We start from the raw sequence: 23,823 nt of genomic DNA, 5'->3' as shown, positions 1-23,823 counted from the left end.
CGTCGTGCGAAGGAAGTGGCTGGGTGCGGCAGGCGGCGGCGATCGCCGTCGGGGGCCGTCCGGTCCGGCGGTGCGTCAGTGTTCGACGGCCATGGCGGAGAAGGTGGCCCCGATGCCGGCGGCGGCGATCAGGTAGCGGTCGCCGGGCTGGAGCAGCCCCCGCGTGGTGGCGGTGTGAAGATTGATCAGGCTGTCTGCAGCGAAACTGTGCCCGACCGCGGCCACGTTGTCCAGCACGACCTTCTCCAGCGGGAAGCCGATCCGCTTGGAGATCATCCGCCAGGAGGCCTGGTTGACGTTGTGCGGAAGGATCGCGGCGAGGTCCGAGAGGTCCAGACCTGCCTGGTCGAGGGCGGCCTCGATCGCCTCGATCATCACCGCCGGGTACTCCCGCTGGTATCGGGCGAGCAGGTCCGGGTCCTCGGCCAGCCGGCCGTCGAACTCGGGCCGGTGGCGGACGGCGTAGGAGAGCACGCGGTTGCGCTCGCCGGCGGCGCTGACCAGACAGGCGGCCGCGCCCTCGGCGAAGATCCCCGTCTCTGGCACCACCTGGGCGTCCTTGGTGAAGGTCTTCTCCCCGGCCAGGACCAGGGCAAGCGCCCGCGGGTCCGGATCGGCGGCCAGCAGTCGACCGGCCACGTCGACGGCCAGCAGGCCGACCGCGCAGGCGTGGTGGGTCACGGTGAAGGCCCGGGCGTGGGCCAGCCCGTACCGGTCGAGCAGTCGGTGCAGGGGGTTGAACGGATAGGGCTCGGCCACCGGCATGCTGCGCGCGTGCACCACGAACCGTACGTGGTGCTCGCGTCCGCGCAGCTCCGGCAGCGCCTCTACGGCGGAGCCGAGCAGGTCGAGCAGCGTCCCGTCCGGGTCCAGGCGCAGCTGGTCCAGGCCGTGGAAGCGGCGGAAGAGTCGAAGTTGACGTGGGGTCAGGCCGATGCGTTCGCCCACCGCCTCAATGGGCACGGTCTGGTGGGGAAGGTGAACGGCCACTGCCTCCAGTGCTGTCACCCGGGCTAGTATTCCGACGCCCGACGGGTCGCACAAGTGATCTCGGGCCGTTGCGCACCTCATCCGCCCCCGTGCCGTCGAGCAGGTGGAGCTCTCCTGATGACCGATCGTATACCTCCGAATTCTCCTGACGCGGTCTCCCCCGAACTGGTGGAACTGCTGGTCAGAGCGGCCGAGGCGCCTCCCGAGTGGGCGGCGCTGGTGACCCCGCAGGCTCGCCTGGACGGCGACCTTCTGCTGGACGAAATCGAACTCGAACAACTCGCGGAGCTGTTGCGCGAACGGTTCGGCGCGGCGGCCGATCTCGGTGCGCTGCGCGCCGGACTGGACCTGGCCGGCCTGGAGGAACTGACGGTGGAACGGGTCCAGCGACTGCTCGAGGAGGCGCGGGGATGAGCCGCTTCCTGCTGGTGGTGCCGCCGCTGACCGGGCACGTCAATCCGACCGTGGGGATCGCGCGGGAGCTCCGGGCGCGCGGGCACGAGGTGGCCTGGACCGGGACGGAATCCGTGCTGCGCCCGCTGCTCGCCCCCGGGGCGCAGGTGCTGGGGACGGGCACCCGGGCGTTCCGCGCGCAGGGCGGGCACGGGCTGGCGGCCCTGCGCTCGCTCTGGGAGGGGTTCATCGTCCCGTACGCGCGGTTCACCGCGAAGCCGCTGGACGCGGCGGTGCGGGAGTACCGGCCGGACGCCCTGCTGGTCGACCAGCACACGCCGGCGGGCGCGCTCGTCGCGCACCGGCACGGGCTGCCGTGGGCGAGCCTGGCCCCGGGTGCGATGGAGCTGGGGCGGCCGCTGCGGGCGCTGCCGCAGGTGGAGGCCTGGATGACCGGGCTGCTGCAGGGGTTGTGGCGGCGGGCCGGGCTGCCCGAGGAGGAGTACACCGACCCGCGGTTCTCGCCGCGGCTGGTGCTGGCGCTGACCGGTCCGGCGCTGACCGGTCCGGCGCTGACCGGAGCGACGCCGTTCCCGGAGCACTACGCCCTGGTGGGACCGGTTCTGGCGGAGCGTCCGGCCGACCCGGCCTTCCCCTGGGAGCGGCTGGAGCAGGGGCGGCGGCGGGTGCTGGTCACCATGGGCACGCTGGCCGGGGAGCTCGGCGCGGACTTCCTCGCCAGGGCCGTCCGGGCGCTGGAGCTGTGCGGCCGCGACGTGCAGGCGGTGGTCGCCGCGCCGCCCGAGCTGCTGCCCCCGCTGGCGCCGGACACGGTGGCCGCGGCGCGGGTGCCGGTGCTGGAGCTGATGCGGCGCGGCGCGTTGGACGCGGTGCTCTGCCACGGCGGGATGAACACCGTCGGCGAATCCCTCGCCCACGGGATTCCGGTGGTCACCGCGCCGATCCGGCACGACCAGCCGTTCGTGGCGGCGCAGCTCGCGGCGACCGGCGCGGGCCTGCGGGTGCCGTTCGCGCGGGTGACGCCGGATCGGCTGGCGGCCGCGCTGCGGACCGTTCTGGAGTCAGACGCCCACCGGGCGGCGGCGGTTCGGACGGGGGCCGCACTGCGGGCGGGCGGCGGGGCGGTCGCGGCCGCCGATCGGCTTGAGGCGCTGGTCACAGCAGGGGAACAACACGTGAATCCATTGGTCTAGGCCATTGTTTCCGGGGTGCCGGAGACCCTAGGGTGGCGAACGGCACCACTTTCCCAGGCGCTCCGGCAGCCCATCCCCGTACGGGAGTTCTGGCTTGATCGAGACCAAGGGACTTCGCAAGTCCTATCCGTCCAAAAAGCGCGGCCAGGCCGCTGTCGACGCCGTACGCGGCATCGACCTGGACGTGGCTGCAGGTGAGATCTTCGGCTTCCTCGGCCCCAACGGCGCCGGCAAGACGACCACCATGCGCATGCTCGCCACGCTCATCCGGCCCGACGGCGGCGACGCCCTGATCGCCGGCGCCGATCTGCGCTCCGACCCGGCCGAGGTGCGGCGGCGCATCGGCTACGTCGCCCAGGGCGGCGGCACCACCGACGCCGTCACCGCCCGCGAGGAGCTGGTGCTCCAGGCGCGGATGCACGGCACCGGCAAGGCCGAGGCGCTCCAGCGCGCCGAGCAGGCCCTGCAGGCCTTCGAGCTCACCGAGTTCGGCGACCGCCCGTGCCGTACCTACTCCGGCGGCCAGCGCCGCCGGCTGGACATCGCACTCGGCGTCATCCACGCGCCCCGCGTGCTGTTTCTGGACGAGCCCACGGTGGGCCTCGACCCGGCCAGCCGGGGCCACGTGTGGGCGGAGATCCGCCGCCTGCGCGCCGAGGGGATGACCGTGGTGGTGACCACGCACTACCTGGAGGAGGCCGACGCGCTCTGCGACCGGGTGGCGATCGTCGACCACGGCGAGATCGTCGCCGAGGGCACCGCCGAGACGCTGAAGCGGGAGATCTCCGGCGACGTCGTCCTGGTCGGCGTCGCGGCCGGGGAGGCCGAACGCGCGGCCAAGGCCCTGCAGGAGCAGTCCTACCTCCACCGGGTGGAGGTCCAGGGCGAGGACGGCGTGCGGCTCTACCTGGACGACGGGGCCGCCGCGATACCGCGGCTGCTGCGCGCCCTGGACGCGGCGGGCGTCGTACCCGGCACCGTCCAGCTGCAACGGCCCAGCCTGGACGACGTGTTCCTGGCCCGCACGGGCCGCTCGATCGAGCAGTCCTGACCATCCGCGATCCCGAAGGGCCCTGATGAAGCTCGCCCGCGACACCTGGCTGGTCTTCCAGCGGCAGCTGCTGCTCATGTGGCGGACACCGATCTGGATCGCCGTCGGGGTGATCCAGCCGGTCTTCTATCTGCTGTTGTTCGCTCCGCTGCTCAAGAAGGTGCTGGCGCCGATGGGCGCGACCACCTATGCCGAGGCCTACCAGATCTACGTGCCCGGCCTGTTGGCAGTGCTGTGCATCTTCGGCGGCCTGTACACCGGGTTCAGCCTGCTCGGCGAGCTGAAGGCCGGAATCATCGAGCGGTCCCGGGTGACGCCGGTCAGCCGGCTGGCCCTGCTGCTCGGCCGGGCCCTGCGGGAGACCGTGGCACTGCTGGTGCAGGCCGTCATCATCACGCTGATCGCGCTGCCCTTCGGGCTGCGGGTGGGCGTGGGGGACCTCCTGCTGGCCTATCTGCTGCTCGGCCTGCTGGCCCTGATGACCTCGGCGATCTCCTACGGCATCGCGCTGGTGCTGCCGGCCCCCGAGGCGATGGCCCCGGTGGTGAACACCATCGCGCAGCCGATCGGACTGCTCTCCGGGGTGCTGCTGCCGCTGGCGCTCGCGCCGATGTGGCTGCAGTCCATGGCCAAGTGGAACCCCTTCTACTGGGCCGTGGAGGGCATGCGGGCGCTGTTCTCGGGCCACGCCGGGGACAACGCGGTGTGGCAGGGGCTGCTGGTCGTGGGTGTGATGACCGTCGTCTCGGTGTACTTCTCGGCCCGGCTGTTCTCCACCCGGGTCCGTTAGGTTCTGCCCGGCAGGGCGCTCCGGGCCGGTCCGTCCGGGCAGGGCTCGCAGCCTGCTCGGGCGGGTCGGCCCGGTCCACTTGTGCACTTGTCAACTCTTGCCGCTGACATGAGAGTTGCTTGCCGCTCGGCCTGCCAGGACCTATCGTCGTCGACGGTGCACGTCCAGGCCTGCCGAGAGGAACCGCTATGAGTCCGCGCTCCGGGAACGAGACCTCCACCGGCGGCGGTGACGCCGTACCCGCCCGACGCCGCCGTGCGCGGCTGGCGCTGGCGGGCGGGGCGGTCGCGGCGCTGCCGGTGGTCGGTCTCCTCGCCGCCGGGTCGGCCGCCGCCGAGCCCGTCGCGGTCAGCGCCCGCGTGGCGGCCAAGCCGCCCGTGAAAGTGGTCGCGGCCAAGCCCCCGGCCAAGGTCGTCGCCGCGAAGCCGCCGATGAAGGTCGTCGCCGCGAAGCCCCCGGCCAAGGCGGCCGCTGCCAAGCCCCCGATGAAGGCCGCCGCCGCGGACCCGCGGCCGGGTGCCGCCCACTGAGCACGGCAGCGCCTTTCCCGCACGAGGCCGCAACAGCCAGCCGCGGACGGCCGGACAGGGCCTAGATGACGATGGCGGCCGGTCCCGGAAACGGGGACCGGCCGCCATCGGCCGTTCGGCGCCGCGGTGGCGGCGCTGCCGGGCGGGCCCGGCGCAGGGGCTACGCGCCCCGCGTCCCCGCGCCCACGGGCTCAGGCGCGGGCTCGGTGGCCGTGACCGCGGCGCACTCCGCCCGCACGAACGCGGCGAGCCGCTCGACGCCGTCCCTGATCTGCGGTCCGCTCAGGGAGCTCACCGACAGCCGCAGCCGGTGCTCCCCGCCGCCGCCCGGATAGAACGGCGCCATCGGCGTCCAGAGCACCCCGTGCTCGCCCGCGCAGCGCTCCATGGCCGCCTCGTCCGCCGTGAACGGCACCGTCAGCACGGCGAAGAAGCCGCCCTCCGGCCGGTTCCAGGACAGTCCCAGGCGTCGGCGCTCGGCGGCCGGGAAGTGCCGCTCCAACTCCTCCAGCAGGGCTTCCATGTTGGCCGCGTAGTAGGCCGTCGCACCGGCGTTGGCGGCCCTCAGCCGGCAGTCGCTGCGCAGCAGCATGCCGCCGATGACGGCCTGGCTGAGCGCGGGCGTGTTGACGGTCGTCATGCTCTTGAGCTTCGCCAGCTCGTCCGCCAGCAGGGTGCGCCGGCCGCCGGGCCCGGCCACCTCCTGGTCCGCGACCACGTAGCCGAGCCGGGCGCCGGGGAAGCAGGTCTTGGCGAAGGAGCCCAGGTAGACGACCTGGCGGCGGCGGTCGAGCGCCTTGAGCGTCGGCCGCTCGCCGGGGTCGCGGGCGAAGAAGCCGTACGGGTTGTCCTCGATGACCAGCAGGCCCTCCTCGGCGGCGGTGTCCAGCAGCCGGGAGCGGGCGGCCACCGGCATGCTGGTGCCGGAGGGGTTGGCGAAGTCGGGGACGACGTAGAGCGCGCGCGGGCGGCGGCCCTGGGCGCGGACGGCGCGGGCGGCGGCCCGGACGGCCTGCGGATCCGGCCCGCCGTCGGGGCCCTCGGGAACGGGGACGGTGGTCAGGTCCAGCAGCCGGGCGGCGCCGGTGACGCCGACGTAGCAGGGCGAGCTGACCAGCAGGACGTCGTCCCGGGTGGCGCACAGGGCGCGCAGCGCGAGCAGCATGCCCTCCTGCGCGCCGACGGTGAGGACCAGGGCCTCGGGGGCGACGTCGAGGCCCTCGTCGTTCGCCAGGGTGCGGGCGACCAGGTCGGCGATGATGCCCTTGGTCGGCCCGTACTGGAACAGGGTGGTGCGCGCGGCGTCGCGGTCGAGGCCGCGCTCGGCGAGGTGGGCGAGGTAGGCGTCCAGGTGCCGGTGGACGTCCTCGGGCTCGAAGAAGCCCTCGTAGGGGCGGCCGGGGGCGAAGGAGAGGGCGCCGGGGTAGCGGGTGGTGACCTCGTTGAGGAAGGTCATGGCGTCGAGCAGCGGGTCGGCGAGGGAGGCGTGCAGGTCGCCGAGCCGCAGCGGCTCGCCGGGCGCGGGCCGGTCGGCCGGCGCGTGCGGGTCGGCGGGGCTCACCGGAGGGCCTCGCGCAGCCGCTGCGCGGCGTACTCGTGGGCCTCGCCGCCGGCGTCCAGCACGCCGGCCATGGCGAAGAAGCCGTGCGGCATGCCCGCGTAGCGGCGGGCCTCGACGGGCACGCCGGCGGCGCGTAGGGCCTCGGCGTACTGCTCGCCCTCGTCGCGCAGCGGGTCGTACTCGGCGGTGATCACGGTGGCGGGCGGCAGGCCGGACAGGTCGGCGGCGCGCAGCGGGGAGGCGTGCGGGTGGTCGCCGTCGGCGGGGTCGGCCAGGTAGTGGCCCCAGTACCAGGCCACCGAGCGGCGGTTGAACAGCGCCGGGTCGTCGTGCTCGCGCAGTGAGGCGGTGTCGGCGCCGTGGTCCGTGTTGGGGTAGACGAGCAGTTGGTGGCGCAGCGCCGGGCCGCCCTCGTCGCGGGCGATCAGGGTGAGGGCGGCGGTGAGGTTGCCGCCCGCGCTGTCGCCGCCGACGGCGAGCCGTGCCGGGTCGATGCCGAGGGTGTCGGCCTGTTCGGCCAGCCACCGGGCGGCGGCGCGGCAGTCGTGGACGGCGGCGGGGAAGGGGTGTTCGGGGGCGAGCCGGTAGCCGACGGAGGCGGTGACGCAGCCGACGGCGTTGGTCAGGCTGCGGCAGATGGCGTCGCTGGTGTCGGGCGAGCCGAGGGTCCAGCCGCCGCCGAACAGGTAGAGCAGCGCGGGGAGTCGGCCGGCCGCCCCGGCGGGGCGGTAGATCCGCATGGTGAGTTCGCCGCCGGGGCCGGGGATGCGGTGCTCCTCGACCGCGCCGACCGGCTCGGGGTTGCCGGCGGCGGCCTGGATGTCGGCGAGGTCGGCGGCGCGGGCCTCGGCGAGGCCGAGGGTGTAGAGCGGGGGTGTGCCGGCGCGGGCGCGCTGCGCGCGCAGCGCCTCCGCCTGGGGGTGCAGTGGCATAGGGGTCCCATCGGTGCGGGTGCCGGCGGTGGGCACCGGACGGTCGGCGGCGGAGGCCGGAGGGTCAGCGGTCGGCCTCGACGTAGATGGTCTCGTCGGTGCGCAGGGCCGTGTCGAGGTCGGCGACGTCGGCACGCAGGCCCTGCCGGTAGGCGCAGTGGCGGACCTGTCCGGGCTCGAAGCCGGCCCGGGTGAGCACGTGGCGCAGCTCGTCCAGGTCGTAGATCCACTGGTGGCCGAAGTGGCGGAAGATCTGGTTGACCAGGAAGGCCGGGCGCTGCGGCATCGGCGGGCCGAAGCCGAGGGTGGAGAGCCGGCGGCGGTGCTTGGCGAGGAAGCCGTCGTTGGTGGCGTAGCCGACCAGGTAGCGGGCCAGGTCGGGGGTGGTGATCCGCAGGACGCCGCCGGGTCTCAGCACGCGTCTGGCCTCGCGCAGCCAGCCGACGGCCACGGGCATGGTGACGTGCTCGATCAGGTGCTCGGCGTAGACCCAGTCGACGCTGGCGTCGGCGAAGGGCAGCGGCTGGGAGATGTCGAGCCGGGTGAACCAGCGGTCGCCGTCGACGCGGTAGAGGGTGCCGGGCTCGGTGGTGGCGTCGGGGCTGGTCAGGGCGGCGAGGTCGGTGCCGAGGCCTTCCGGGTGGGCGGTCCGGAAGGCGGCGAACTCGATTCCGGTGAGGCCGAGTTCGCGGAAGCCCTGGTGGTCGCGCGGGAGGCCGGCGGGGGCGGGTTCGAGGCTCTTGCAGGTGGCGACCCGCTCGCTGAAGCCGTCGAGGTGGACGGCGAGGCCGTCCGGGTCGTCCCAGTCCCAGCCGGGGAAGGCGTTCGTCATGTCGCTGGTCTTTCTGGTGGGTTGCGGTGTCGGGCGCCCCGGCGGGCCTGCGGGCCTGCGGTGCGGGGCTGCGGTGCGGGGCTGCGGTGCGGGGCAGGGAGGCCGGGTGCGCTGTCAGGGTCCCGGCGGTGTGCAGGGCCGGGGCCGGGTCAGGTCCGGGCGGTGTCGGCGGCCGGCCAGGGCGCGAGGGCGCCGCGGTCCAGGTCGGCGAGTCGGGGGCGGCCCAACAGGGCCATGGTGTGCTCCAGTTCGTCGCGGAGCAGGCCGAGGACCCGGGCCACGCCGGCCTCGCCCTCGGTGGCCAGGCCCCACAGGACGGGGCGGCCGACCAGGACGGCCCGGGCGCCGAGGGCGAGGGCGATCGCGATGTCCGTCCCGCTGCGCACGCCGCCGTCGAGTAGGACCGGGTAGTGCGGGGGCAGGGCGTCGACCACCTCGGGTAGGGCGGCCAGGCTGGGCAGGGCGCCGTCCAGTTGGCGTCCGCCGTGGTTGGAGACCACGACGGCGTCGACGCCGTGGTCGGCGGCCCGGCGGGCGTCCTCGGCGGTCAGGATGCCCTTGAGGACCAGCGGCAGGCTGCTGCGCTCGCGGATCCAGGCGAGGTCGGCCCAGGTCACCGTGGGGTCGAACTGCTCCGCGGCGTGGTCGGCGATGCCGGAGGAGCCGGTGGTGGCGCGGTGGCTGGCGGCCATCAGCCGCTGGTCGAGGTTGACGGCGCGGATGTCCGGCGGGACGGCGAAGCCGTTGCGCAGGTCGCGCAGCCGGCGTCCGATCCGGGGCGCGTCCACGGTGAGCATCAGGGCGGCGAATCCGGCGGCCTCGGCCCGTTCGATCAGTGCGGCCAGGGCGTCGCGGCGGCGCAGCCAGTAGAGCTGGAGCCAGAGCGGGCCGGTGGCGGCGGCGGCGATGTCCTCCAGGGTGCGGCTGGCGAAGATGCCGGCGACCAGCAGCGCGCCGGCCTGCCCGGCGGCGCGGGCGGTCGCGGTCTCGCCCTCGGGGTCGATCAGCCGGTGGTAGGCCATCGGTGCGATGCCCACCGGCAGCCGGAGTTCGGAGCCGAGCAGGGTCAGTGCGGGCGAGCAGGCCGAGACGTCGACGAGCGCACGGGGTCGCAGGGCGTACCGGCCGAACTGCTTTCCGTTCGCCGCCAGGGTTCGTTCCGTGCCACTTCCGCCTTCAATGAAGTCCCAGATTTCTGGGAGAAGTCGGTCGTGCGCCGCGCGCTCGATCCCGGCCAGCGTGAGTGGTCCCACGGGGCATCCTCGTTCCCGGACGGCCGCGCTCGGACCAGTCCCGGATCTGCAGCGTAGGAGGTTCGGACCACATTGGTATAGACCTTGATTTGACCAATCGTCTGTGCAATCGTCTGGCAACGGAATTGACCGTATTGGTTCTGAACAGCGTCCATGTCAAATCTCCTCACTGCGTGGAGCGGCGTTGACCGCCATTTCCCTCTCATCACCTCCGCCTTCCGCGGCCCCGCACGCCGACGCCCCCGAACACTGGGTGGACCGGCTGCTGCTGGCCGGCCCCGGAAGCGAGGAATGCCTACGCTTCGGCACCCCCGTCGATCGCGACACCCTGCGCCGCCTGGTCGGCGAGCAGGCCCAACGGCTCGCCCTCGCGGGCCTGGAGCCAGGCGGGACGGTGGCGTTGCGGCTGCCGCCCTCGCTCGGCTTCGTCGTGGCCCTGCTCGCCTCCTGGCAGAGCGGCGCCCAGGTCGCGCTTCTTGACCACCGGTTGACGGACCATGAGGTCGACGCGGCCGTCGAACGGCTGGCCCCCCAACTGTTGGTAGGCTCGGCACACCGGTCGGCGCCGGCACTGCGCGGCTTCCACGAGGTGGATCCGGTGGCCGTCCGGCTGTCGGCGGGCCGCCCGGCCCGCACCGGCCACGCGCTGGTCCAGCTCAGCTCCGGCTCCACCGGTCCGGCCAAGGTCATCGCCCGCACGGCCGGTGACCTGATCCGCGAACTCGGTTGCTACCAGCGGCTGGAGGAGTTCCCCGGCGAGGGCGAGCGGGTGGTGCTGCTCTCCTCGGTGGTGCACGTCCTCGGACTGGTCGGCGGGCTGCTCAACAGCCTGCACGCCCGGGCGCCGCTGACCGTGCCGGAACGGATGACGGCGGCGGGCATCCTCGCCACCGTCGGCGCCGACACCCGGCCGACCACGGTGGTCGGGGTGCCCTTCCACGCCGAGCTGCTGGCCGGAGCGGCAACACCCCCGCCGCTGCCCGGACTTCGCCGGATGGTCGTGGCCGGCGAGCTGGTCCGCCCCGGACTGCCCGCCGCCTTCACCGCCAAGTACGGCGTGCCGCTCGGCACCATGTACGGGATGACCGAGCTCGGGGTCATCGCGACCGATCTCAGCGGTCGGCTGCACCCTCGGGTGCAACCCGTTCACGGCACCGAACTCCGCCTGGTCAATGGCGAGTTGCAGATCGGCATGACCGCCTCCCCGTACCCGGGGCTGGACGATCCGACCCGGTGGGCCGAGGGCTGGCTGCACACCAGGGACGCCGCCGTGCTCGACCCCGCGACCGGGTACGTCACCGTGCTGGGCCGCCGGGACTCCCAGGTCTCGATCGGCGGCCTGAAGGTCGACCTCACCGAGGTCGAGCAGACCCTGGCCGCGCTGCCCGGGGTCCGCGAGGCCGTCGTGGTGTTCGACCAGGGCACCATCGAGGCCTACCTCTCCACCGAGGAGGGCACCGAGCCCGCGCTCGTCGAGGGCGGACTGGCGCGGCAGTTGGCCGCCTACAAGCGGCCCCGCACCCTGGCCTTCCTCCCCGCGCTCCCCCGCACCGCCACCGGCAAGCTGCTGCGTGATCCGGTCGCCCTGCGCGCGACCGCCCGCTGAATTCCCCGCCGCACCCGAACCGATTTCCCGATCAGGCAAAACACACTTCCCGATGGGGAAGCACCGGATTTCCCGCTGTGTCCGAACGGCTTTCCCGATTGGGCCGCACCGCCTTACCCGGCGGCCCCGGACGGCCTTCCCGACCGGGTCGGCCCGATTTCCCCGCCGTACCCGACTCCTCCCCGACCCCGCGCGCCAGCACAGGCGCGCAAGCACAAGGAGCACACCATGCAGGACCGCATCCGCGAGTTCGTCCTCGCCGCCCTGGCCGAGATGCAGTACGACGTCTCGGAGGTCACCGGCGACACCGACCTCGGACCGGCCGGGCTCGACCTGGAGTCGCTCGCGCTGGCCGACCTCTCCGTCCAGGTCGAGGACGAGTACGGGATCAAGTTCGACCTGGACGAGATGGAGAGCACCGCACTGATGACGCTCGACCAGTTCACCGCCGACGTCGCCAAGCGGATCGCCGCCGTCCCGAGCACCTCGGGCAGCCCGGCGTGACGGACACCCGCCTCCCCGGCCGGGCCGAGGTCCTGGAGATGCTGGCGGCGTTCGGGCAGCGCGCCGCCGAGAGCGTCCCGGAGACCGTCGGGTCGCTGGAGCTCACCTGGCTGATCGCCGAGTTCGAGCAGCGCTACGGGGTCGAACTGGACCTCGACGACGAGCAGTTCGAGGCCGTCCGGACGGTGGACGACGCCACCGCGGTGCTGTCCGCGGCCGTGCTCGCCGCCGCCGGGGACGACCGCACCGCCGGGGCCGCGCAGTCATGACCGGCAACGCCCCGCCCGCCGTCCGGCCCGTGGTGACCGGCGTCGGCGTGCTCAGCGCGGTCGGCTCCGGGCTCGACGCGCTCGCCGAGGCGACCGCCCACGGCAAGGCCGCCTTCGCCGCCGTCACCCGGTTCGACGTCTCCGCGCGCCGGACCACCCGGGCCGCGCTGCTGCCCGAACCGGTGGCACTCGCCGACGCCGTCCTCGCCGCCGTGGACCAGGCCTGCCGCCAGGCCGGCCTGCCCGCCGCGGACGGCGCCGGCGTGCCCGCGTCCGCGCCCGACGCGGGTGCCACGCCCGTCCTGCTCGCCCTGCACAGCGACCTGCGGACCAGGGAGGTCACCGAGGCCGTCGCCGCCGGGGCCGCCCGGGTCTGGGGCCTCGCCGGGGTGACCAGGGTCTACACCGGGGCCTGCGTCGCGGCCGGCACCGCCGTGGCCGACGCGGCCGCCATGGTCGCCACCGGCCGGCACCCCCGGGTCCTGGTCGCGGCCGGACACCTGGTGGAGCCGGGCGTGTTCGCCGCCTTCGACGCCGGCCGGGCGCTGGCCCGCGACGGCGAGCTGCGCCCGTTCAGCGCCGGCCGCAGCGGCACCCTGCTCGGCGACGCGGCCGCCGCCGTGGTCGTCGAGGCCGAACCGGCCGCCGAGCGGCGCGGCGCGCCCGTGCTCGCGCGGCTGGCCGGCTGGGGCCGGACCGGGGACGCCCACCACGTCTGCCGCCCGGAGCCGGACGGCGAAGGCGCGGCCCGCGCCGTCGAGGCCGCGCTCGCCCGGGCCGGCGTCGCCCCGGCCGAGATCGGCTACGTCAACGCCAACGGGACCGGCTCGCCGCTGGCCGACCGGGCCGAGGCAAGCGCACTGCGCCGGGTCTTCGGCCCGCACGCCGAGCGGCTGCCGGTGAGCTCCAGCAAGTCCGTCCACGGCCACGCCCTTGAGGCCTCCGCGCTGCTCGAACTCGCCGTCACCATCGCGGCGTTGCGCGACGGCCGACTCCCGGTGAACGCCGGCTGGCTCGGCCCGGACCCGGACGTCGCGGTGGACCTGGTGCTCGACGGACCGCGCGCCGCCCGGCCGCGCTACGCGCTGACGCTCAACTCCGCGTTCGGCGGCGCCAACACCGCACTCCTGGTGGCCGCCCGATGACCGGACTGCGCATCCTCGCCCAGGCCGGCTGGCCCGACCCGGACGTCCCTGAGCCCCTCCCCCCGATCCCCGGCTTCACCGCCTCCTCGTTCAACCCCCTGGTGGCCGAGACCGCCGAGCGCTGTCTGCGCGCCCACCACGGCGCCGCACCGGCCCCCGGCCGCACCGCCCTGCTGCTGGCCAGCGCCGGCGGCGACCGCGCCACCGCCCGGGCCATCGAGGAGGCCGCCGCCTCCGACCGGAGGGTCCCGCCGCTGCTGTTCTTCCAGTCCAACCCGAACGCCGTCCTCGGCCACATCGCCGCACGCTGGGGCCTGACCGGACCGGTCGTGGCGATCAGCCCCGCCGCGAGCCGCCCGGGCCGGGTGCCACAGGACGCGCTCGACCTGGCGGAACTGCTCCTCGCGGACGGCGACGCCGACCAGGTCCTCGTCATCGCGGCCGAGCAGGCCGACGCCGGCCAGGGGGCGGACCACGCGGTCGCCCTCCTGGTCACCACCGCCTGACCGGGCCGGCCCCGACCGCACCCGTATCCGGAGCCCGCGCAACCCGCGCCACCAGTTCCACCCGCAGCACCGCCACCACCGAGCGAGCGGCCCCACACGCCAGCCCGCCGCAGCACGCCCCGCACCATGGGAGGGATCCACCACCGTGAGCATCCGCAGTATCCGCACCCTTCTGGCGGACGACCCCGACGTCGGCGCCGGCAACGTCCTGACCAGCCGGCTGGCCCTCGGCCTCGGCCTGGACGAGCCGCTGGTGACCTTCGACACCGCGGTGGACGACCACGCCGCCTGGCAGCCCTTCACCCTGCGCGAGCTCGACCGCGCCGTCCGGGCCCGGGCCGCCGCGCTGCACGCCCTGGGGGTGACCCGCCGCGACCCGGTGGTGGTCTACACCAGCGACGCCGCCGACCACGTGCTGGCCTTCCTCGCACTCGCCCGGCTCGGCGCGATCCCCGCCCTGCTCAACCCCAACGTGGACGGCGAGCGGGCCGCCCGCTACATCCACCGCCTCGGCGCCGTCGGCATCCTCGCCGACGCCCCGCACCTGGCCGCGCTGGCCGGCCACGACACCGGCACCCCCAACCTGCCCGAGATCTCCACCCTCGGCGCGGGCGACCCCGACGCCGCTCCGGCGCCCTACCGGCACTGGTCCGGCGACCCGGTCGCGATCACCCACTCCTCCGGCACCACCGGTCTGCCCAAGGCCGTGGTCCACTCGCACGCGAGCCTGTACGCGGCGATCCGCCACCGCCTGCGGATGCCCCGCCCGCAGGGCCAGGACCGGATGCTCAGCGCACTGCCCGCCCCGCACGCCGCCACCCTGATCGCGATCAACCTGGCGCTCAGCTCCCACACCCAAATCGCCCTGCTCTCAAAGCAGTCGGGCTCGGGCGTACTGGACGCGATCGAGCGCTGGGAGCCCAGCGGCGTCATCGGCTTCGCCGCGACCTGGGCCGAGCTCGCCCACCACGACCTGAGCGCGCGCCGGACGGACTCGGTCGCACTCTGGTGGAACACCGGCGACTGCGCGCACGAGGTGCACATCCGCCACCTGATCGCCGCCGGCAGCCGGGAGACCGTCACCCGCGAAGGCCGGGTCCGGGCGCCCGGCTCGCTGTTCGTGGACGGCCTCGGCTCCACCGAGATGGGCCACTCGCACTTCTTCATCACGCACGGCCCCGGCACCGAGCGCTACGGCCGCTGCGTCGGCCGCCCGCACGCCTTCGTCGACTGCGAGGTGGTCGGCCCGGACGGCGAGCCGCTCGGCCCCGGCGAGGTCGGCGAACTCGCCACCACCTCCCCCACCCTGGCGCTCGGCTACTGGAACGACTCGGCCACCACCTTCCGCACCCGGATCCGCGGGCGCTTCCTCACCGGCGACCTGATGTACCGGGACGAGGAGGGCTACTACTACCACGTCGACCGGGCCGTCGACTCCGTCGAACTCGGCGACGGCAAGCGGCTGTTCACCGCGATGTCGGAGGAGCGCGTGCTGGCCCGCTGCCCGGACGTGGCGGACTGCACCGTCGTCGCCGTCCGAGACGGCGACCGGGTCGTCACCGACGTGCTGCTCCTCCTGGCCACCGGCGCCGACCCGGAGACGGACCGCACCAAGGAGGTGACGGCGGCGCTCGACGAGCACAGCGCGGCGACCGTCCGCAAGGTCCTGGTGGTCTCCGGCGAGGACATCCCGCTCGGCCCGACCGGCAAGGTCCGCAAGGTGCTGCTGCGCCAGCGCTACCTGGACTCGGCGGCGGGCCGATGAGCGCCCGCCCGGGCGCCACCGTCACCGGCCTCGGCCTGGTCACGCCCCTCGGCCGCAAGCCCTCCGAGGTCTTCGAGGCACTCACCACCGGCCGCAGCGGCATCACCGCCGTGCCGGAGGGCCACGCCGCGCACGGCTGGCTCACCGCCGCCGGCATCGCCCCCGCGGTGGAGGGCCGCGAGGTGCTGCCACCCACCGAGACCCGCTGCGTGGACCGCTTCGTCCTGCTCGCCCTCGCCGCCGCCGACGACGCGCTCGCCGACGCCGGACTGGTCGTCGGCCAAGACGTCGACGCCCACCGCACCGCCGTCGTCCTGGCCACCGGCGGCGGCGGCCTGGAGACCTTCGAGCAGCAGTCGCACCGACGCCTGGAGCGCGGCCGCCCCGGGGTCAGCCCGTACCTGCTGCCCGGCATGCTCTCCAACATGGCCACCGCCCGGATCGCCATCAAGCACGGGATCCGGGGCTACAGTTCGGCGATCGTAACGGCCTGCGCGGCCGGCGCCCAGGCCGTCGCCGAGGGCCTGCGGCTGATCCGCGCCGGGGACGCCGACGTGGTGGTGTGCGGCGGCAGCGAGTCCTCGCTGCACCCGACGATCGCCGCCGCCTTCACCAACGCCCGCGCGCTGTCCCACGGTTGGGAGGATCCGGAGCAGGCCAGCCGGCCGTTCGACGCCCGCCGCACCGGCTTCGTGCTCGGTGAGGGCAGCGCCGTCCTGGTGCTGGAGCGCGCCGAGCACGCGGACGCCCGCGGCGCCTCCGGGTACGCCGACCTGACCGGCTGGGGCGCCTCCACCGACGCCCACCACCCGACCATGCCGCGCCCGGACGGCGAGGGCGCCGCCGACGCGATGCGCGCCGCCATCGCCAACGCCGGCCTGTCGCCCGCCGACATCGGCTACGTCAACGCGCACGGCACCGGCACCAAGCTCGGCGACATCGCCGAGACGGCGGCCCTGCGGGCCGTCTTCGGCGCGCAGGGGCCCGCGGTCAGCTCCACCAAGGGCGCGACCGGCCACCTGCTGGGCGCCGCAGGGGCGTTGGAGGCCGCCGTGACCGCACTCGCGGTGGCCCGCGGGACGCTGCCGCCGACCGTGAACCTCACCGACCCCGACCCGGCCTGCGCGCTCGACCACGTCCGGGGCGCCGCACGCACCGCGGCCCCGGGCGCCGCCCTGAGCAACGCCTTCGCCTTCGGTGGCCACAACCTCAGCCTGATCTTCGGCCCGGCGTCCACCCGTGCCGCCAAGTAGCGCTCCGCAAACCGCCCTTGCCACACGCCCGGGGAGTACCGATGTCCGTCCAGTCCATCACCCATGTCGAATACCACTGCGCCGACGCCGACCTGACCGCCGCCGGGCTCTGCTCGGACTACGGCTTCCTGCATGACGACCAGGCCCCGCCCCAGCCCGGGATACGCACCGTCCGGCTGCACCAGGGCACGATCCGGATCCACGTCTCCTCGGCCGAGGACCCCGCCCACCCGGTGGCCCGCTTCGTGGCCCGGCACGGCGACGGCGTGGCCGTGATCGCGCTCGGCTGCACCGACCCGCAGGCCTCGCTGGAGCGCGCCGAACGGCACGGCGCCCGGGTCCTGGACCGGGCCGGCGGCCTGGTCGCCGGCTTCGGCGACGTGGCCCTGCGGTTCGTCCCCGACGCCCCGGCCCAGGCCGCGCCCGTCGGCCTGCTGGAGGCCCTCGACCACGCCGCGATCTGCGTGCCCGCCGGCGAGCTCGCCCCCGCCGTCAAGTTCTGCGAGGCCGCGCTAGGCTTCCACCGAATCTTCGGCGAGTACATCGAGGTCGGCGCGCAGGCCATGGACTCCAGCGTGGTGCAGAGCGCCTCCGGCGAGGTCACCTTCACCCTGATCGAGCCCGACACCAGCCGCCAGCCCGGCCAGATCGACACCTTCCTGGACGCCAACGAGGGCGCCGGCGTCCAGCACCTGGCGTTCCGCACGGAGGACATCGCCACCGCCGTCCGCACGGCCCGCGCGGCCGGCGTCGAGTTCCTGAGCACCCCCGGCGCCTACTACGACGCCCTCGCCGAGCGGCTCGGCGCGACCGCCATCCCGGTCGACACGCTGCGCGAGCTGGACGTGCTGGTGGACCAGGACCACGGCGGACAGCTGTTCCAGATCTTCGTCCGCTCGACCCACCCCCGACGGACGTACTTCCTGGAGCTGATCGAGCGCCAGGGCGCGGGCACCTTCGGCACCGCCAACATCAAGGCCCTGTACGAGGCCGTCGAGCGGCAGAGCTCCACCGCGTCCGTCTGACCCACCCCCCGAGGAGACCGCCCCGCCATGACGACCGCACCCGAGTTCCACCTCACCGACGCCGAACGCGCCCTGCTGCCCACCCCCGAGGAGGTGGCCGGCTACCTGGAGCACGGCTGGTACCTCTCCCGCCGGCTCTTCAGCGACGAGGAGCTGGACACCCTCCAGGCCGCCACCGAGAAGTACTACGAGGGCCACCGCGACCGCACCCTCGCCGTGCGGCCGCCCAACCTCGCCTCCTGGGAGCCCTCGCACGGCCCGATCCAGCGGCACAACGACTACGTCCACTACGAGAGCGACGCGATCGGCGCGATCCTGCGCAAGCCGCTGCTGGGCGCCGTCGCCGCGCTGCTCGCCGAGGCCGAGGAGATCCGGGTCTTCCAGGCCACGCTGATCTTCAAGCCGCCGGTGCCCGAGGAGCCCACCAACCAGGTGCCCTGGCACTTCGACAAGCACTACTGGCAGACCTCCAGCTCCGACCGGATGCTCACCGCCTTCCTCCCCTTCCACGACTGCGGCGAGGAGAACGGCACGATCACCATGATCGACGGCAGCCACCGCTGGCGGGAGCTGGACTCCGGCGAGGACTCCACCCGGCACTTCGCCCAGCGCGACCGCTCCGAGCTGGAGGGGATCCTCGCCGAGAACGCCCGCTTCAACGGGCAGGAGGTGCGCAAGGTCCCGATGGTGATCCCGCGCGGGCACGTCAGCTTCCACCACTGCCGCACCTACCACGGCAGCGGCGCCAACCTCTCGGACGCCCCGCGCCGGGCCGTCTCCCTGCACCTGCAGGACGGCGGCAACGAGTACCGCCACCACACCCGGGCGGACGGCGGGACGGTCGTCTACAACCACGACGTGGTGGTCCGGCGCACCGCCGACGGCCGACCCGACTACGCCGACCCGGACATCTGCCCGGCCGTGTGGCGGGGAGCGCTGTGACGATCGACCAACCTGCCACCGACCGGAGTTCGGGGCCGACCGGCGGCGCCGTCACGGCGGGCAGCGCCGTGACCGCGCCGCTCGGCACGCCCGAACAGCGCTACCGGATGCTCCGGCTGATCCGCGGCTTCGAGGAGCTGGCGCTCGGCCTGGTCCGCGCCAAGGTGATCATCGGCGGCGTCCACCCGTACATCGGCCAGGAGGCCGTCGCCGTCGGCGTCTGCGCCGCACTCGGCCCGGGCGACCGGCTCACCAGCACCCACCGCGGGCACGGACACGTCCTCGCCCGGGGCGTCGACCCGCACCGACTGCTCGCCGAACTCGCCGGTCGGGTCGACGGGTTGAACCGGGGGCGGGGCGGCTCGATGCACGCCGCCGACCTCTCCCTGGGCATCCTGGGCGCCAACGGCATGGTCGGCGCCGGGGCGCCGATCGCGGTCGGCGCCGCCTGGGCCGCCCAGCAGGCCGGCGACGGCCGGGTGGCGGTCGCGTTCTTCGGCGACGGCGCGCTCAACCAGGGCGTGCTGCTGGAGGCGTTCAACCTCGCCGCAATGTGGCGGCTGCCGGTGGTCTTCGTCTGCGAGAACAACGGCTACGCCACCACGCTGCCCGCCTCCACCGCGGTGGCGGGCAGCGCCCTCGGCCGGGCCCGGGCCTTCGGGATCCCCGCCGTCGAGGTCGACGGAATGGACACCGAGGCCGTCCGCGCGGCCGCCGCGGAGGCCGTCGAGCGGGCGCGCTCGGGCGGCGGACCGGGCTTCCTGGAGTGCCGGACGTACCGGTTCGAGGCCCACCACACCATGGAGCACCGGATGAAGCTGCACTACCGCGCCGCCGAGGAGGTCGACGCCTGGCGGACCCGCGACCCGCTGCCGCGCGCCGCCGCACTCATCGGCGAGGCGCGCCGGTCCGCCCTGGACGAGGAGGTCGCGGCCGAGCTGGCGGCGGCCGAGCGGTTCGCGCTCGCATCCGAACACCCGGACCCGGCAGGCGCGTTGGACTACCTGTACGCCGACGGGCTGCGGCCCAGGGCGGGGGCGTCGGGATGAGGCTCTCGTACGCCAAGGCCCTCAACCGGGCGCTGGCCGACGAACTCGCCGAGGACCCGGCGGTCTGCGTGTTCGGCGAGGACATCGGGGCCGGCATGGCCGGTCCGACGCTCGGGCTGCTGGACCGCTTCGGATCTGGGCGGGTGGTCGACACCCCGCTGTCCGAGCAGGCCTTCACCTCGATGGCGATCGGTGCGGCACTGTCCGGCCGGCGGCCGGTGATCGAATTCCAGATCCCCTCGCTGCTGTTCCTGGTCTTCGAGCAACTCGTCAACCAGGCACACAAGTTCTCGCTGATGACCGGCGGCCAGGCCGGTGTGCCGCTGACCTGCCTGGTGCCCGGATCCGGCTCCCGCGACGGCTGGGCGGGCCAGCACTCCGACCACCCGTACAGCCTGTTCGCGCACGCCGGGATCAAGACCGTGGTGCCCGCCACCCCCACCGACGCCTACGGGCTGATGCGCTCGGCCATCCGCGACCCCGACCCGGTCGTGGTGTTCGCGCCGGCCGCCGCCCTGCCCGTCCGGGAGACCGTCACCTGGGAGTTGGCGCCGATCCCGCTGGGCTCGGCCCGGGTGCACCGGGAGGGGACGGACGTCACCGTCGTGGCCGTCGGCCACCTGGTGCACGACGCGCTCGCGGTCGCCCAGGAGGTCGCCGACGAGATCTCCGTGGAGGTCCTCGATCCGCGCACGCTCCACCCCTTCGACTGGGAGGCGCTCGCCGCCTCGCTGGAGCGCACCGGTCGGCTGGTCGTCATCGACGACTCCAACCGCAGCTGCGGCATCGGCGGCGAGGTGCTGGCCACCGCCGCCGAGCAGATGCGGCTGATCGCCCCGCCCCGGCGGATCACCCGCCCGGACGGCACCGTCCTTCCCTTCGCCCCGCAGCTCGACCGCGCCCTGCAGCCGGGCCGCGAGCAGCTGCGGCACGCCCTCCACTCCGTCATGAAGTAGCCGAGCCCCCGAGGAGTCCTCCGATGTCCACCAACCGCTACCACTGGGACCGTTCGCACCCGGGCCTGTCCAGCCTCCAGCAGGCCATCGATCCGCTGCGCCGCGAGGTCGTCGACCACACCGTCTACGGCGGCCTGAACAGCATCGAGCGGGTCCGCACCTTCCTGGACAGCCACGTCTTCGCCGTCTGGGACTTCATGTCGCTGCTGAAGAGCCTCCAGCGCGAGCTCACCAGCGTCGACGTGCCCTGGGTCCCGAACGGTCCGACCGCCAGCAGGCGGCTGATCAACGAGATCGTGCTGGTCGAGGAGAGCGACGAGCTCGGCGAGGGCTTCACCAGCCACTTCGAGCTGTACGTCGAGGGCATGCGCCAGGCCGGCGCCGACCCCAAGCCGGTCGAGGACTTCCTGGAGCTGCTGCGTTCCGGCACGCCGGTGCCGCAGGCGCTGAAGGCCGCCGGGGTGCCGCAGGCCGCCGTCGACTTCACCACCACCACCTGGGAGATCATCGAGAACGCGCCGGTGCACTGCCGCGCCGCCGCCTTCGCGTTCGGCCGCGAGGACCTGATCCCGGACATGTTCGCCCAGGTCATCAAGATCGACGACCCGGAGGGTGTGCTGACCGTCTTCAAGGACTACCTCGCCCGGCACATCGAGGTGGACGGCGAGCAGCACACCCCGATGGCCATGCAGATGCTGATCGACCTCAACGGCGACGACCAGGCCAAGTGGGATGCCTGCGCCGAGACCGTCCGCACCGCGCTGCAGGCCCGGGTCCGGCTCTGGACGGCGATCGAGGAGGCCTTCCCGGCCTAGGCCCCCGTCCTAGGCCCTTTCCGGATCGCACCGCTGCGGCCCCGCCGCCGTAGCGGTGCTGTCCGCTGCGCTGCGGCGGGCCAGGAAGAGGTAGGTCCGCCAGGGCAGGGTGAAGGACCCGCCGAGCTCCCGGAGCAGGGCGCTCTCCAGGTCCTTCACCAGGTCGTCGCGGACCCCGTCCGGGAGCACCAGCAGCTGGGAGGTGGTGGCGCGGTAGGCCGCGAACTCCGCCGCCTCCCAGTCCTGTTCCCAGTCGTAGGTGAGCAGTTCGAGCTCCTGGAACCCGTGCCGGCGCGCCGTCGGCTCGGTCGGCCAGACCGCCGGCCCGAGGCCGCCGTCGTCCCGGGCCTCCTGCCCGTGCCGGGCGAAGGCCCGCTCGATCACCGACCGGGCGGGCGTCCCGCCCCACTGCTCGACGTCCCACCGCTCGACGTTCCAGAGCAGCGCGAGCAGGCCGCCCGGGGCGACCGTCTCGGCGGCCTTGGCCCAGCACCGCTCCTGGTCGAACCAGTGCCAGGCCTGGGCGCAGACCAGGCCCGAACTGCGGTACGGCGGGCGCCAGTCCTCGAACGGCTCGACGTGGACGCCGACGCCGCGTACCCCGGCACCGGCGTTCGCGCGCATCAGTACCGTCGCCATGCCCAGGTCCGGCTCCACGCAGGTGACCTGGACGCCCCGGGCGGCGAACAGGCGGGTCGCCTTGCCGGTACCCGCACCGGGTTCGACCAGGGTCGGCCCGGGCAGTCGGGCGACGATCTCCCGGATCGCGGGCTCCGGGTAGGACGGCCGGGCCACCTCGTACAGCGACGCCGCCGGGCCGTAGCTCCGGGCCCGCTTCGCCCACTCGTCGGGCGTGTTCACTCGGCTCCCCCTCAGGGATCGTACGGCTACTCGGACTTGACGGGCTTGGGGACGAACAGGGCGGCCAGCGCCGCGCCGAGCCCCGCCAGCACGGCGGCGGTCAACGCGATCCGCAGCCCGCCGGCGGACGGGTGGACCGCGCCGCCGTCCGCCGCCGAGGCGGTGGTGGTCAGTGCGGCCAGGACGGCGCTCACCACCGCGCTGGCCACCGAGGCGCCGATCGAACGGACCAGGGTGTTCAGGCCGTTGGCGGCGGCCGTCTGGGAGTGCGGGGTGGCGGCGACGATCAGCGCGGGCATCGCGGCGAAGGCCAGCGCCAGGCCGGCGCCGACGATCACGGCCAGGACCGACAGCCACCAGCCGCCGCCGAGCAGCGGGATGCCGGTCGCGTAGCCGACCGCGATCACCAGGGCGCCGAGGACGAGTGTGGCCCGGGCGCCCCACCGGGTGGACACCGCCGGGGAGAGCAGCGCGACGGCCATCATCACCACGCCGGCGACGGACTGCAGCAGTCCGGTCTCCACCATCGAGAAGCCCGCGCCGTAGCCGGTACTCGGCGGGGCCTGGAGGATGTGCGGCAGGACCAGGGAGATCACGAACATCGCGAAGCCGACCAGCAGCGTCGCCGCGTTGGTCGCCAGCACCGGGCGGCTCGCCGAGGTGCGCAGGTCCACCAGCGGCTGTGCGGTGCGCAGTTCGAAGCGGACCCACCAGAGCGCCGCGGCCACCCCGAGGGCGAGCGCCCCGAGCGTCGGCCCGCTGGTCCAGCCCCAGCCGCGCCCCTTGGACAGCGCGAGCAGCAGGCAGACCAGGGCGACGCAGAGTCCGGCCGCGCCCGGCCAGTCGAAGCGTCCGCCGAAGCGCACCCCGGTGGCGGGGATGTAGCGCGCGGCGAGCAGCAGGTTGCCCGCGCCGAGGGCGGCGACGGCCCAGAACAGCACGTGCCAGTCGGCGTGTTGGGAGAGGAAGGCGGAGAACGGGAAGCCGATGGTGGAGCCGACGCCGACGGTGGAGCTCATCACCGCGAGGGCGCGGCCGAGGCGTTCGCGCGGGACTTCGTCGCGCATGATGCTCAGGCCCAGCGGCAGTGCCCCGGCGCCGCAGCCCTGGAGGGCACGACCGGCGATCAGGACGGAAATCGAGTCGGCGGCCGCGCACAGCATCGATCCGGCGACCATCAGCGCCAGGCACCAGAGCAGCACCCGGCGTTTGCCCAGCATGTCGCCCAGCCGGCCGCTGACCGGGGTGCAGACGGCGGCTACCAGCAGCGTCGCCGTGACGGTCCAGGCGGCGTTGGCCGGCGAGGTGTGCAGCAGCTGTGGGAGGGAGGGCAGCAGTGGGATCGGCACGGTGTTGACCAGTGCCGCGGTGAACCCGCCGAGCGCGAGCGCGGGCACGGCGGCGCGTCGGCCCCCGGCGGCGCCGGGCGGGGCGGGCGGCTCGCCGGTTCGGGCGGATCCTGCTGCGGTGGGTCGCACGGGGGCGGACCTCCCTTGGTCGTGGGGCGGGTGGACGGTGCCGGGCCCCCGCCCGCCGGAGCGGGGCGGGCGGGGGCGCCCAACGGGCGGCTTCGGACGGCTT

Annotated in this window: 24 protein-coding genes; 17 read left to right on the top strand and 7 right to left on the bottom strand. The window is 74.4% G+C overall.

Annotated features, from left to right (window positions below):
- Positions 1-75 precede the first annotated feature (75 nt).
- The gene (locus ACIGZJ_RS28475) at positions 76-1,008 is read right to left on the bottom strand and encodes a 3-oxoacyl-[acyl-carrier-protein] synthase III C-terminal domain-containing protein (RefSeq protein ID WP_396459921.1); all 933 of its coding nucleotides are present in this window, start codon (positions 1,006-1,008) and stop codon (positions 76-78) included.
- Positions 1,009-1,107: 99 nt separating this feature from the next.
- Between ACIGZJ_RS28475 and ACIGZJ_RS28470 the strand changes: the two genes are divergently transcribed.
- From ACIGZJ_RS28470 to ACIGZJ_RS28450, 5 genes are all read left to right on the top strand, one after another.
- Positions 1,108-1,404 (top strand): hypothetical protein, encoded by a 297-nt coding sequence (locus ACIGZJ_RS28470; RefSeq protein WP_396459920.1) that lies wholly within the window; start codon positions 1,108-1,110, stop codon positions 1,402-1,404.
- Entirely contained in the window at positions 1,401-2,597 is a 1,197-nt protein-coding gene (locus ACIGZJ_RS28465; RefSeq protein ID WP_396459919.1) for a glycosyltransferase, read from the top strand. The genes ACIGZJ_RS28470 and ACIGZJ_RS28465 overlap by 4 nt, the downstream gene beginning before the upstream one ends.
- Positions 2,598-2,691: 94 nt before the next feature.
- Entirely contained in the window at positions 2,692-3,648 is a 957-nt protein-coding gene (locus tag ACIGZJ_RS28460) for an ATP-binding cassette domain-containing protein (protein ID WP_396459918.1), read from the top strand.
- A gap of 25 nt (positions 3,649-3,673) precedes the next feature.
- Complete coding sequence (locus ACIGZJ_RS28455; RefSeq protein ID WP_392938523.1) at positions 3,674-4,438, top strand: ABC transporter permease; 765 nt, start codon at positions 3,674-3,676, stop codon at positions 4,436-4,438.
- A gap of 188 nt (positions 4,439-4,626) precedes the next feature.
- Positions 4,627-4,968 carry a hypothetical protein gene (locus ACIGZJ_RS28450; RefSeq protein WP_396459917.1) on the top strand — a complete coding sequence of 114 codons (342 nt, stop codon included), beginning with the start codon at positions 4,627-4,629 and terminating at the stop codon, positions 4,966-4,968.
- A gap of 160 nt (positions 4,969-5,128) precedes the next feature.
- On the opposite strand, the gene ACIGZJ_RS28445 is transcribed toward ACIGZJ_RS28450, so the two are convergent.
- The 4 genes from ACIGZJ_RS28445 to ACIGZJ_RS28430 form a co-directional block, all read right to left on the bottom strand.
- A complete protein-coding gene (locus ACIGZJ_RS28445) occupies positions 5,129-6,529 on the bottom strand; it encodes a PLP-dependent aminotransferase family protein (protein WP_396459916.1) in 1,401 nt (466 codons plus the stop codon).
- Positions 6,526-7,461 carry an alpha/beta hydrolase gene (locus ACIGZJ_RS28440; protein ID WP_396459915.1) on the bottom strand — a complete coding sequence of 312 codons (936 nt, stop codon included), beginning with the start codon at positions 7,459-7,461 and terminating at the stop codon, positions 6,526-6,528. Before ACIGZJ_RS28440 ends, ACIGZJ_RS28445 begins: the two co-directional genes overlap by 4 nt.
- A 64-nt stretch (positions 7,462-7,525) precedes the next feature.
- Entirely contained in the window at positions 7,526-8,293 is a 768-nt protein-coding gene (locus ACIGZJ_RS28435) for a class I SAM-dependent methyltransferase (protein WP_396459914.1), read from the bottom strand.
- 149 nt (positions 8,294-8,442) lie between these two features.
- Positions 8,443-9,546, bottom strand: coding sequence for an alpha-hydroxy acid oxidase (locus ACIGZJ_RS28430; protein ID WP_396459913.1), 1,104 nt, complete (start codon positions 9,544-9,546; stop codon positions 8,443-8,445).
- Positions 9,547-9,730: 184 nt separating this feature from the next.
- Here ACIGZJ_RS28430 and ACIGZJ_RS28425 point away from each other — a divergent pair, with 184 nt between their 5' ends.
- From ACIGZJ_RS28425 to ACIGZJ_RS28370, 12 genes are all read left to right on the top strand, one after another.
- Positions 9,731-11,152, top strand: coding sequence for a class I adenylate-forming enzyme family protein (locus ACIGZJ_RS28425; protein WP_396459912.1), 1,422 nt, complete (start codon positions 9,731-9,733; stop codon positions 11,150-11,152).
- 228 nt (positions 11,153-11,380) lie between these two features.
- Positions 11,381-11,656 carry an acyl carrier protein gene (locus ACIGZJ_RS28420; protein WP_392938542.1) on the top strand — a complete coding sequence of 92 codons (276 nt, stop codon included), beginning with the start codon at positions 11,381-11,383 and terminating at the stop codon, positions 11,654-11,656.
- Positions 11,653-11,925 carry an acyl carrier protein gene (locus tag ACIGZJ_RS28415; RefSeq protein WP_392938544.1) on the top strand — a complete coding sequence of 91 codons (273 nt, stop codon included), beginning with the start codon at positions 11,653-11,655 and terminating at the stop codon, positions 11,923-11,925. Before ACIGZJ_RS28420 ends, ACIGZJ_RS28415 begins: the two co-directional genes overlap by 4 nt.
- A complete protein-coding gene (locus tag ACIGZJ_RS28410; protein ID WP_396459911.1) occupies positions 11,922-13,070 on the top strand; it encodes a beta-ketoacyl synthase N-terminal-like domain-containing protein in 1,149 nt (382 codons plus the stop codon). The genes ACIGZJ_RS28415 and ACIGZJ_RS28410 overlap by 4 nt, the downstream gene beginning before the upstream one ends.
- Positions 13,067-13,576 (top strand): hypothetical protein, encoded by a 510-nt coding sequence (locus ACIGZJ_RS28405; protein WP_396459910.1) that lies wholly within the window; start codon positions 13,067-13,069, stop codon positions 13,574-13,576. Before ACIGZJ_RS28410 ends, ACIGZJ_RS28405 begins: the two co-directional genes overlap by 4 nt.
- A 145-nt stretch (positions 13,577-13,721) precedes the next feature.
- Positions 13,722-15,341, top strand: coding sequence for a class I adenylate-forming enzyme family protein (locus tag ACIGZJ_RS28400; RefSeq protein WP_396459909.1), 1,620 nt, complete (start codon positions 13,722-13,724; stop codon positions 15,339-15,341).
- Positions 15,338-16,594 carry a beta-ketoacyl-[acyl-carrier-protein] synthase family protein gene (locus ACIGZJ_RS28395; RefSeq protein ID WP_396459908.1) on the top strand — a complete coding sequence of 419 codons (1,257 nt, stop codon included), beginning with the start codon at positions 15,338-15,340 and terminating at the stop codon, positions 16,592-16,594. The genes ACIGZJ_RS28400 and ACIGZJ_RS28395 overlap by 4 nt, the downstream gene beginning before the upstream one ends.
- Positions 16,595-16,635: 41 nt before the next feature.
- Positions 16,636-17,619: a 4-hydroxyphenylpyruvate dioxygenase gene (gene hppD / locus ACIGZJ_RS28390; protein WP_396459907.1), complete on the top strand. Its 984-nt coding sequence runs from the start codon at positions 16,636-16,638 to the stop codon at positions 17,617-17,619.
- 27 nt (positions 17,620-17,646) lie between these two features.
- On the top strand, positions 17,647-18,561 hold the full coding sequence (locus tag ACIGZJ_RS28385; protein WP_392938560.1) for a phytanoyl-CoA dioxygenase family protein: 915 nt from the start codon (positions 17,647-17,649) through the stop codon (positions 18,559-18,561).
- On the top strand, positions 18,558-19,610 hold the full coding sequence (locus ACIGZJ_RS28380; protein WP_396459906.1) for a thiamine pyrophosphate-dependent dehydrogenase E1 component subunit alpha: 1,053 nt from the start codon (positions 18,558-18,560) through the stop codon (positions 19,608-19,610). Before ACIGZJ_RS28385 ends, ACIGZJ_RS28380 begins: the two co-directional genes overlap by 4 nt.
- Positions 19,607-20,566, top strand: coding sequence for an alpha-ketoacid dehydrogenase subunit beta (locus ACIGZJ_RS28375; RefSeq protein ID WP_396459904.1), 960 nt, complete (start codon positions 19,607-19,609; stop codon positions 20,564-20,566). The genes ACIGZJ_RS28380 and ACIGZJ_RS28375 overlap by 4 nt, the downstream gene beginning before the upstream one ends.
- Before the next feature lie 23 nt (positions 20,567-20,589).
- Positions 20,590-21,381 carry a DUF3050 domain-containing protein gene (locus ACIGZJ_RS28370; protein ID WP_396459903.1) on the top strand — a complete coding sequence of 264 codons (792 nt, stop codon included), beginning with the start codon at positions 20,590-20,592 and terminating at the stop codon, positions 21,379-21,381.
- 9 nt (positions 21,382-21,390) lie between these two features.
- On the opposite strand, the gene ACIGZJ_RS28365 is transcribed toward ACIGZJ_RS28370, so the two are convergent.
- A complete protein-coding gene (locus tag ACIGZJ_RS28365) occupies positions 21,391-22,242 on the bottom strand; it encodes a class I SAM-dependent methyltransferase (RefSeq protein WP_396459902.1) in 852 nt (283 codons plus the stop codon).
- Between the two features lie 26 nt (positions 22,243-22,268).
- Positions 22,269-23,720 carry an MFS transporter gene (locus ACIGZJ_RS28360; RefSeq protein WP_396459901.1) on the bottom strand — a complete coding sequence of 484 codons (1,452 nt, stop codon included), beginning with the start codon at positions 23,718-23,720 and terminating at the stop codon, positions 22,269-22,271.
- Positions 23,721-23,823 lie beyond the last annotated feature (103 nt).

It is taken from the genome of Kitasatospora sp. NPDC052868, assembly GCF_044547105.1.
Lineage (GTDB): Bacteria > Actinomycetota > Actinomycetes > Streptomycetales > Streptomycetaceae > Kitasatospora.
The sequence above is the reverse complement of the archived record's forward strand: the minus strand, read 5'-3'. Positions and strand labels throughout refer to the sequence as shown.

Bases quoted from the DNA above. Each gene is read 5' to 3' on its own strand.
- ACIGZJ_RS28405 (WP_396459910.1), top strand. From the start codon at position 13,067: ATGACCGGACTGCGCATCCTCGCCCAGGCCGGCTGGCCCGACCCGGAC.
- ACIGZJ_RS28395 (WP_396459908.1), top strand. From the start codon at position 15,338: ATGAGCGCCCGCCCGGGCGCCACCGTCACCGGCCTCGGCCTGGTCACG.
- ACIGZJ_RS28385 (WP_392938560.1), top strand. From the start codon at position 17,647: ATGACGACCGCACCCGAGTTCCACCTCACCGACGCCGAACGCGCCCTG.
- ACIGZJ_RS28440 (WP_396459915.1), bottom strand. From the start codon at position 7,461: ATGCCACTGCACCCCCAGGCGGAGGCGCTGCGCGCGCAGCGCGCCCGC.
- hppD (WP_396459907.1), top strand. From the start codon at position 16,636: ATGTCCGTCCAGTCCATCACCCATGTCGAATACCACTGCGCCGACGCC.
- ACIGZJ_RS28450 (WP_396459917.1), top strand. From the start codon at position 4,627: ATGAGTCCGCGCTCCGGGAACGAGACCTCCACCGGCGGCGGTGACGCC.
- ACIGZJ_RS28420 (WP_392938542.1), top strand. From the start codon at position 11,381: ATGCAGGACCGCATCCGCGAGTTCGTCCTCGCCGCCCTGGCCGAGATG.
- ACIGZJ_RS28470 (WP_396459920.1), top strand. From the start codon at position 1,108: ATGACCGATCGTATACCTCCGAATTCTCCTGACGCGGTCTCCCCCGAA.
- ACIGZJ_RS28455 (WP_392938523.1), top strand. From the start codon at position 3,674: ATGAAGCTCGCCCGCGACACCTGGCTGGTCTTCCAGCGGCAGCTGCTG.
- ACIGZJ_RS28435 (WP_396459914.1), bottom strand. From the start codon at position 8,293: ATGACGAACGCCTTCCCCGGCTGGGACTGGGACGACCCGGACGGCCTC.
- ACIGZJ_RS28375 (WP_396459904.1), top strand. From the start codon at position 19,607: ATGAGGCTCTCGTACGCCAAGGCCCTCAACCGGGCGCTGGCCGACGAA.
- ACIGZJ_RS28370 (WP_396459903.1), top strand. From the start codon at position 20,590: ATGTCCACCAACCGCTACCACTGGGACCGTTCGCACCCGGGCCTGTCC.
- ACIGZJ_RS28410 (WP_396459911.1), top strand. From the start codon at position 11,922: ATGACCGGCAACGCCCCGCCCGCCGTCCGGCCCGTGGTGACCGGCGTC.
- ACIGZJ_RS28465 (WP_396459919.1), top strand. From the start codon at position 1,401: ATGAGCCGCTTCCTGCTGGTGGTGCCGCCGCTGACCGGGCACGTCAAT.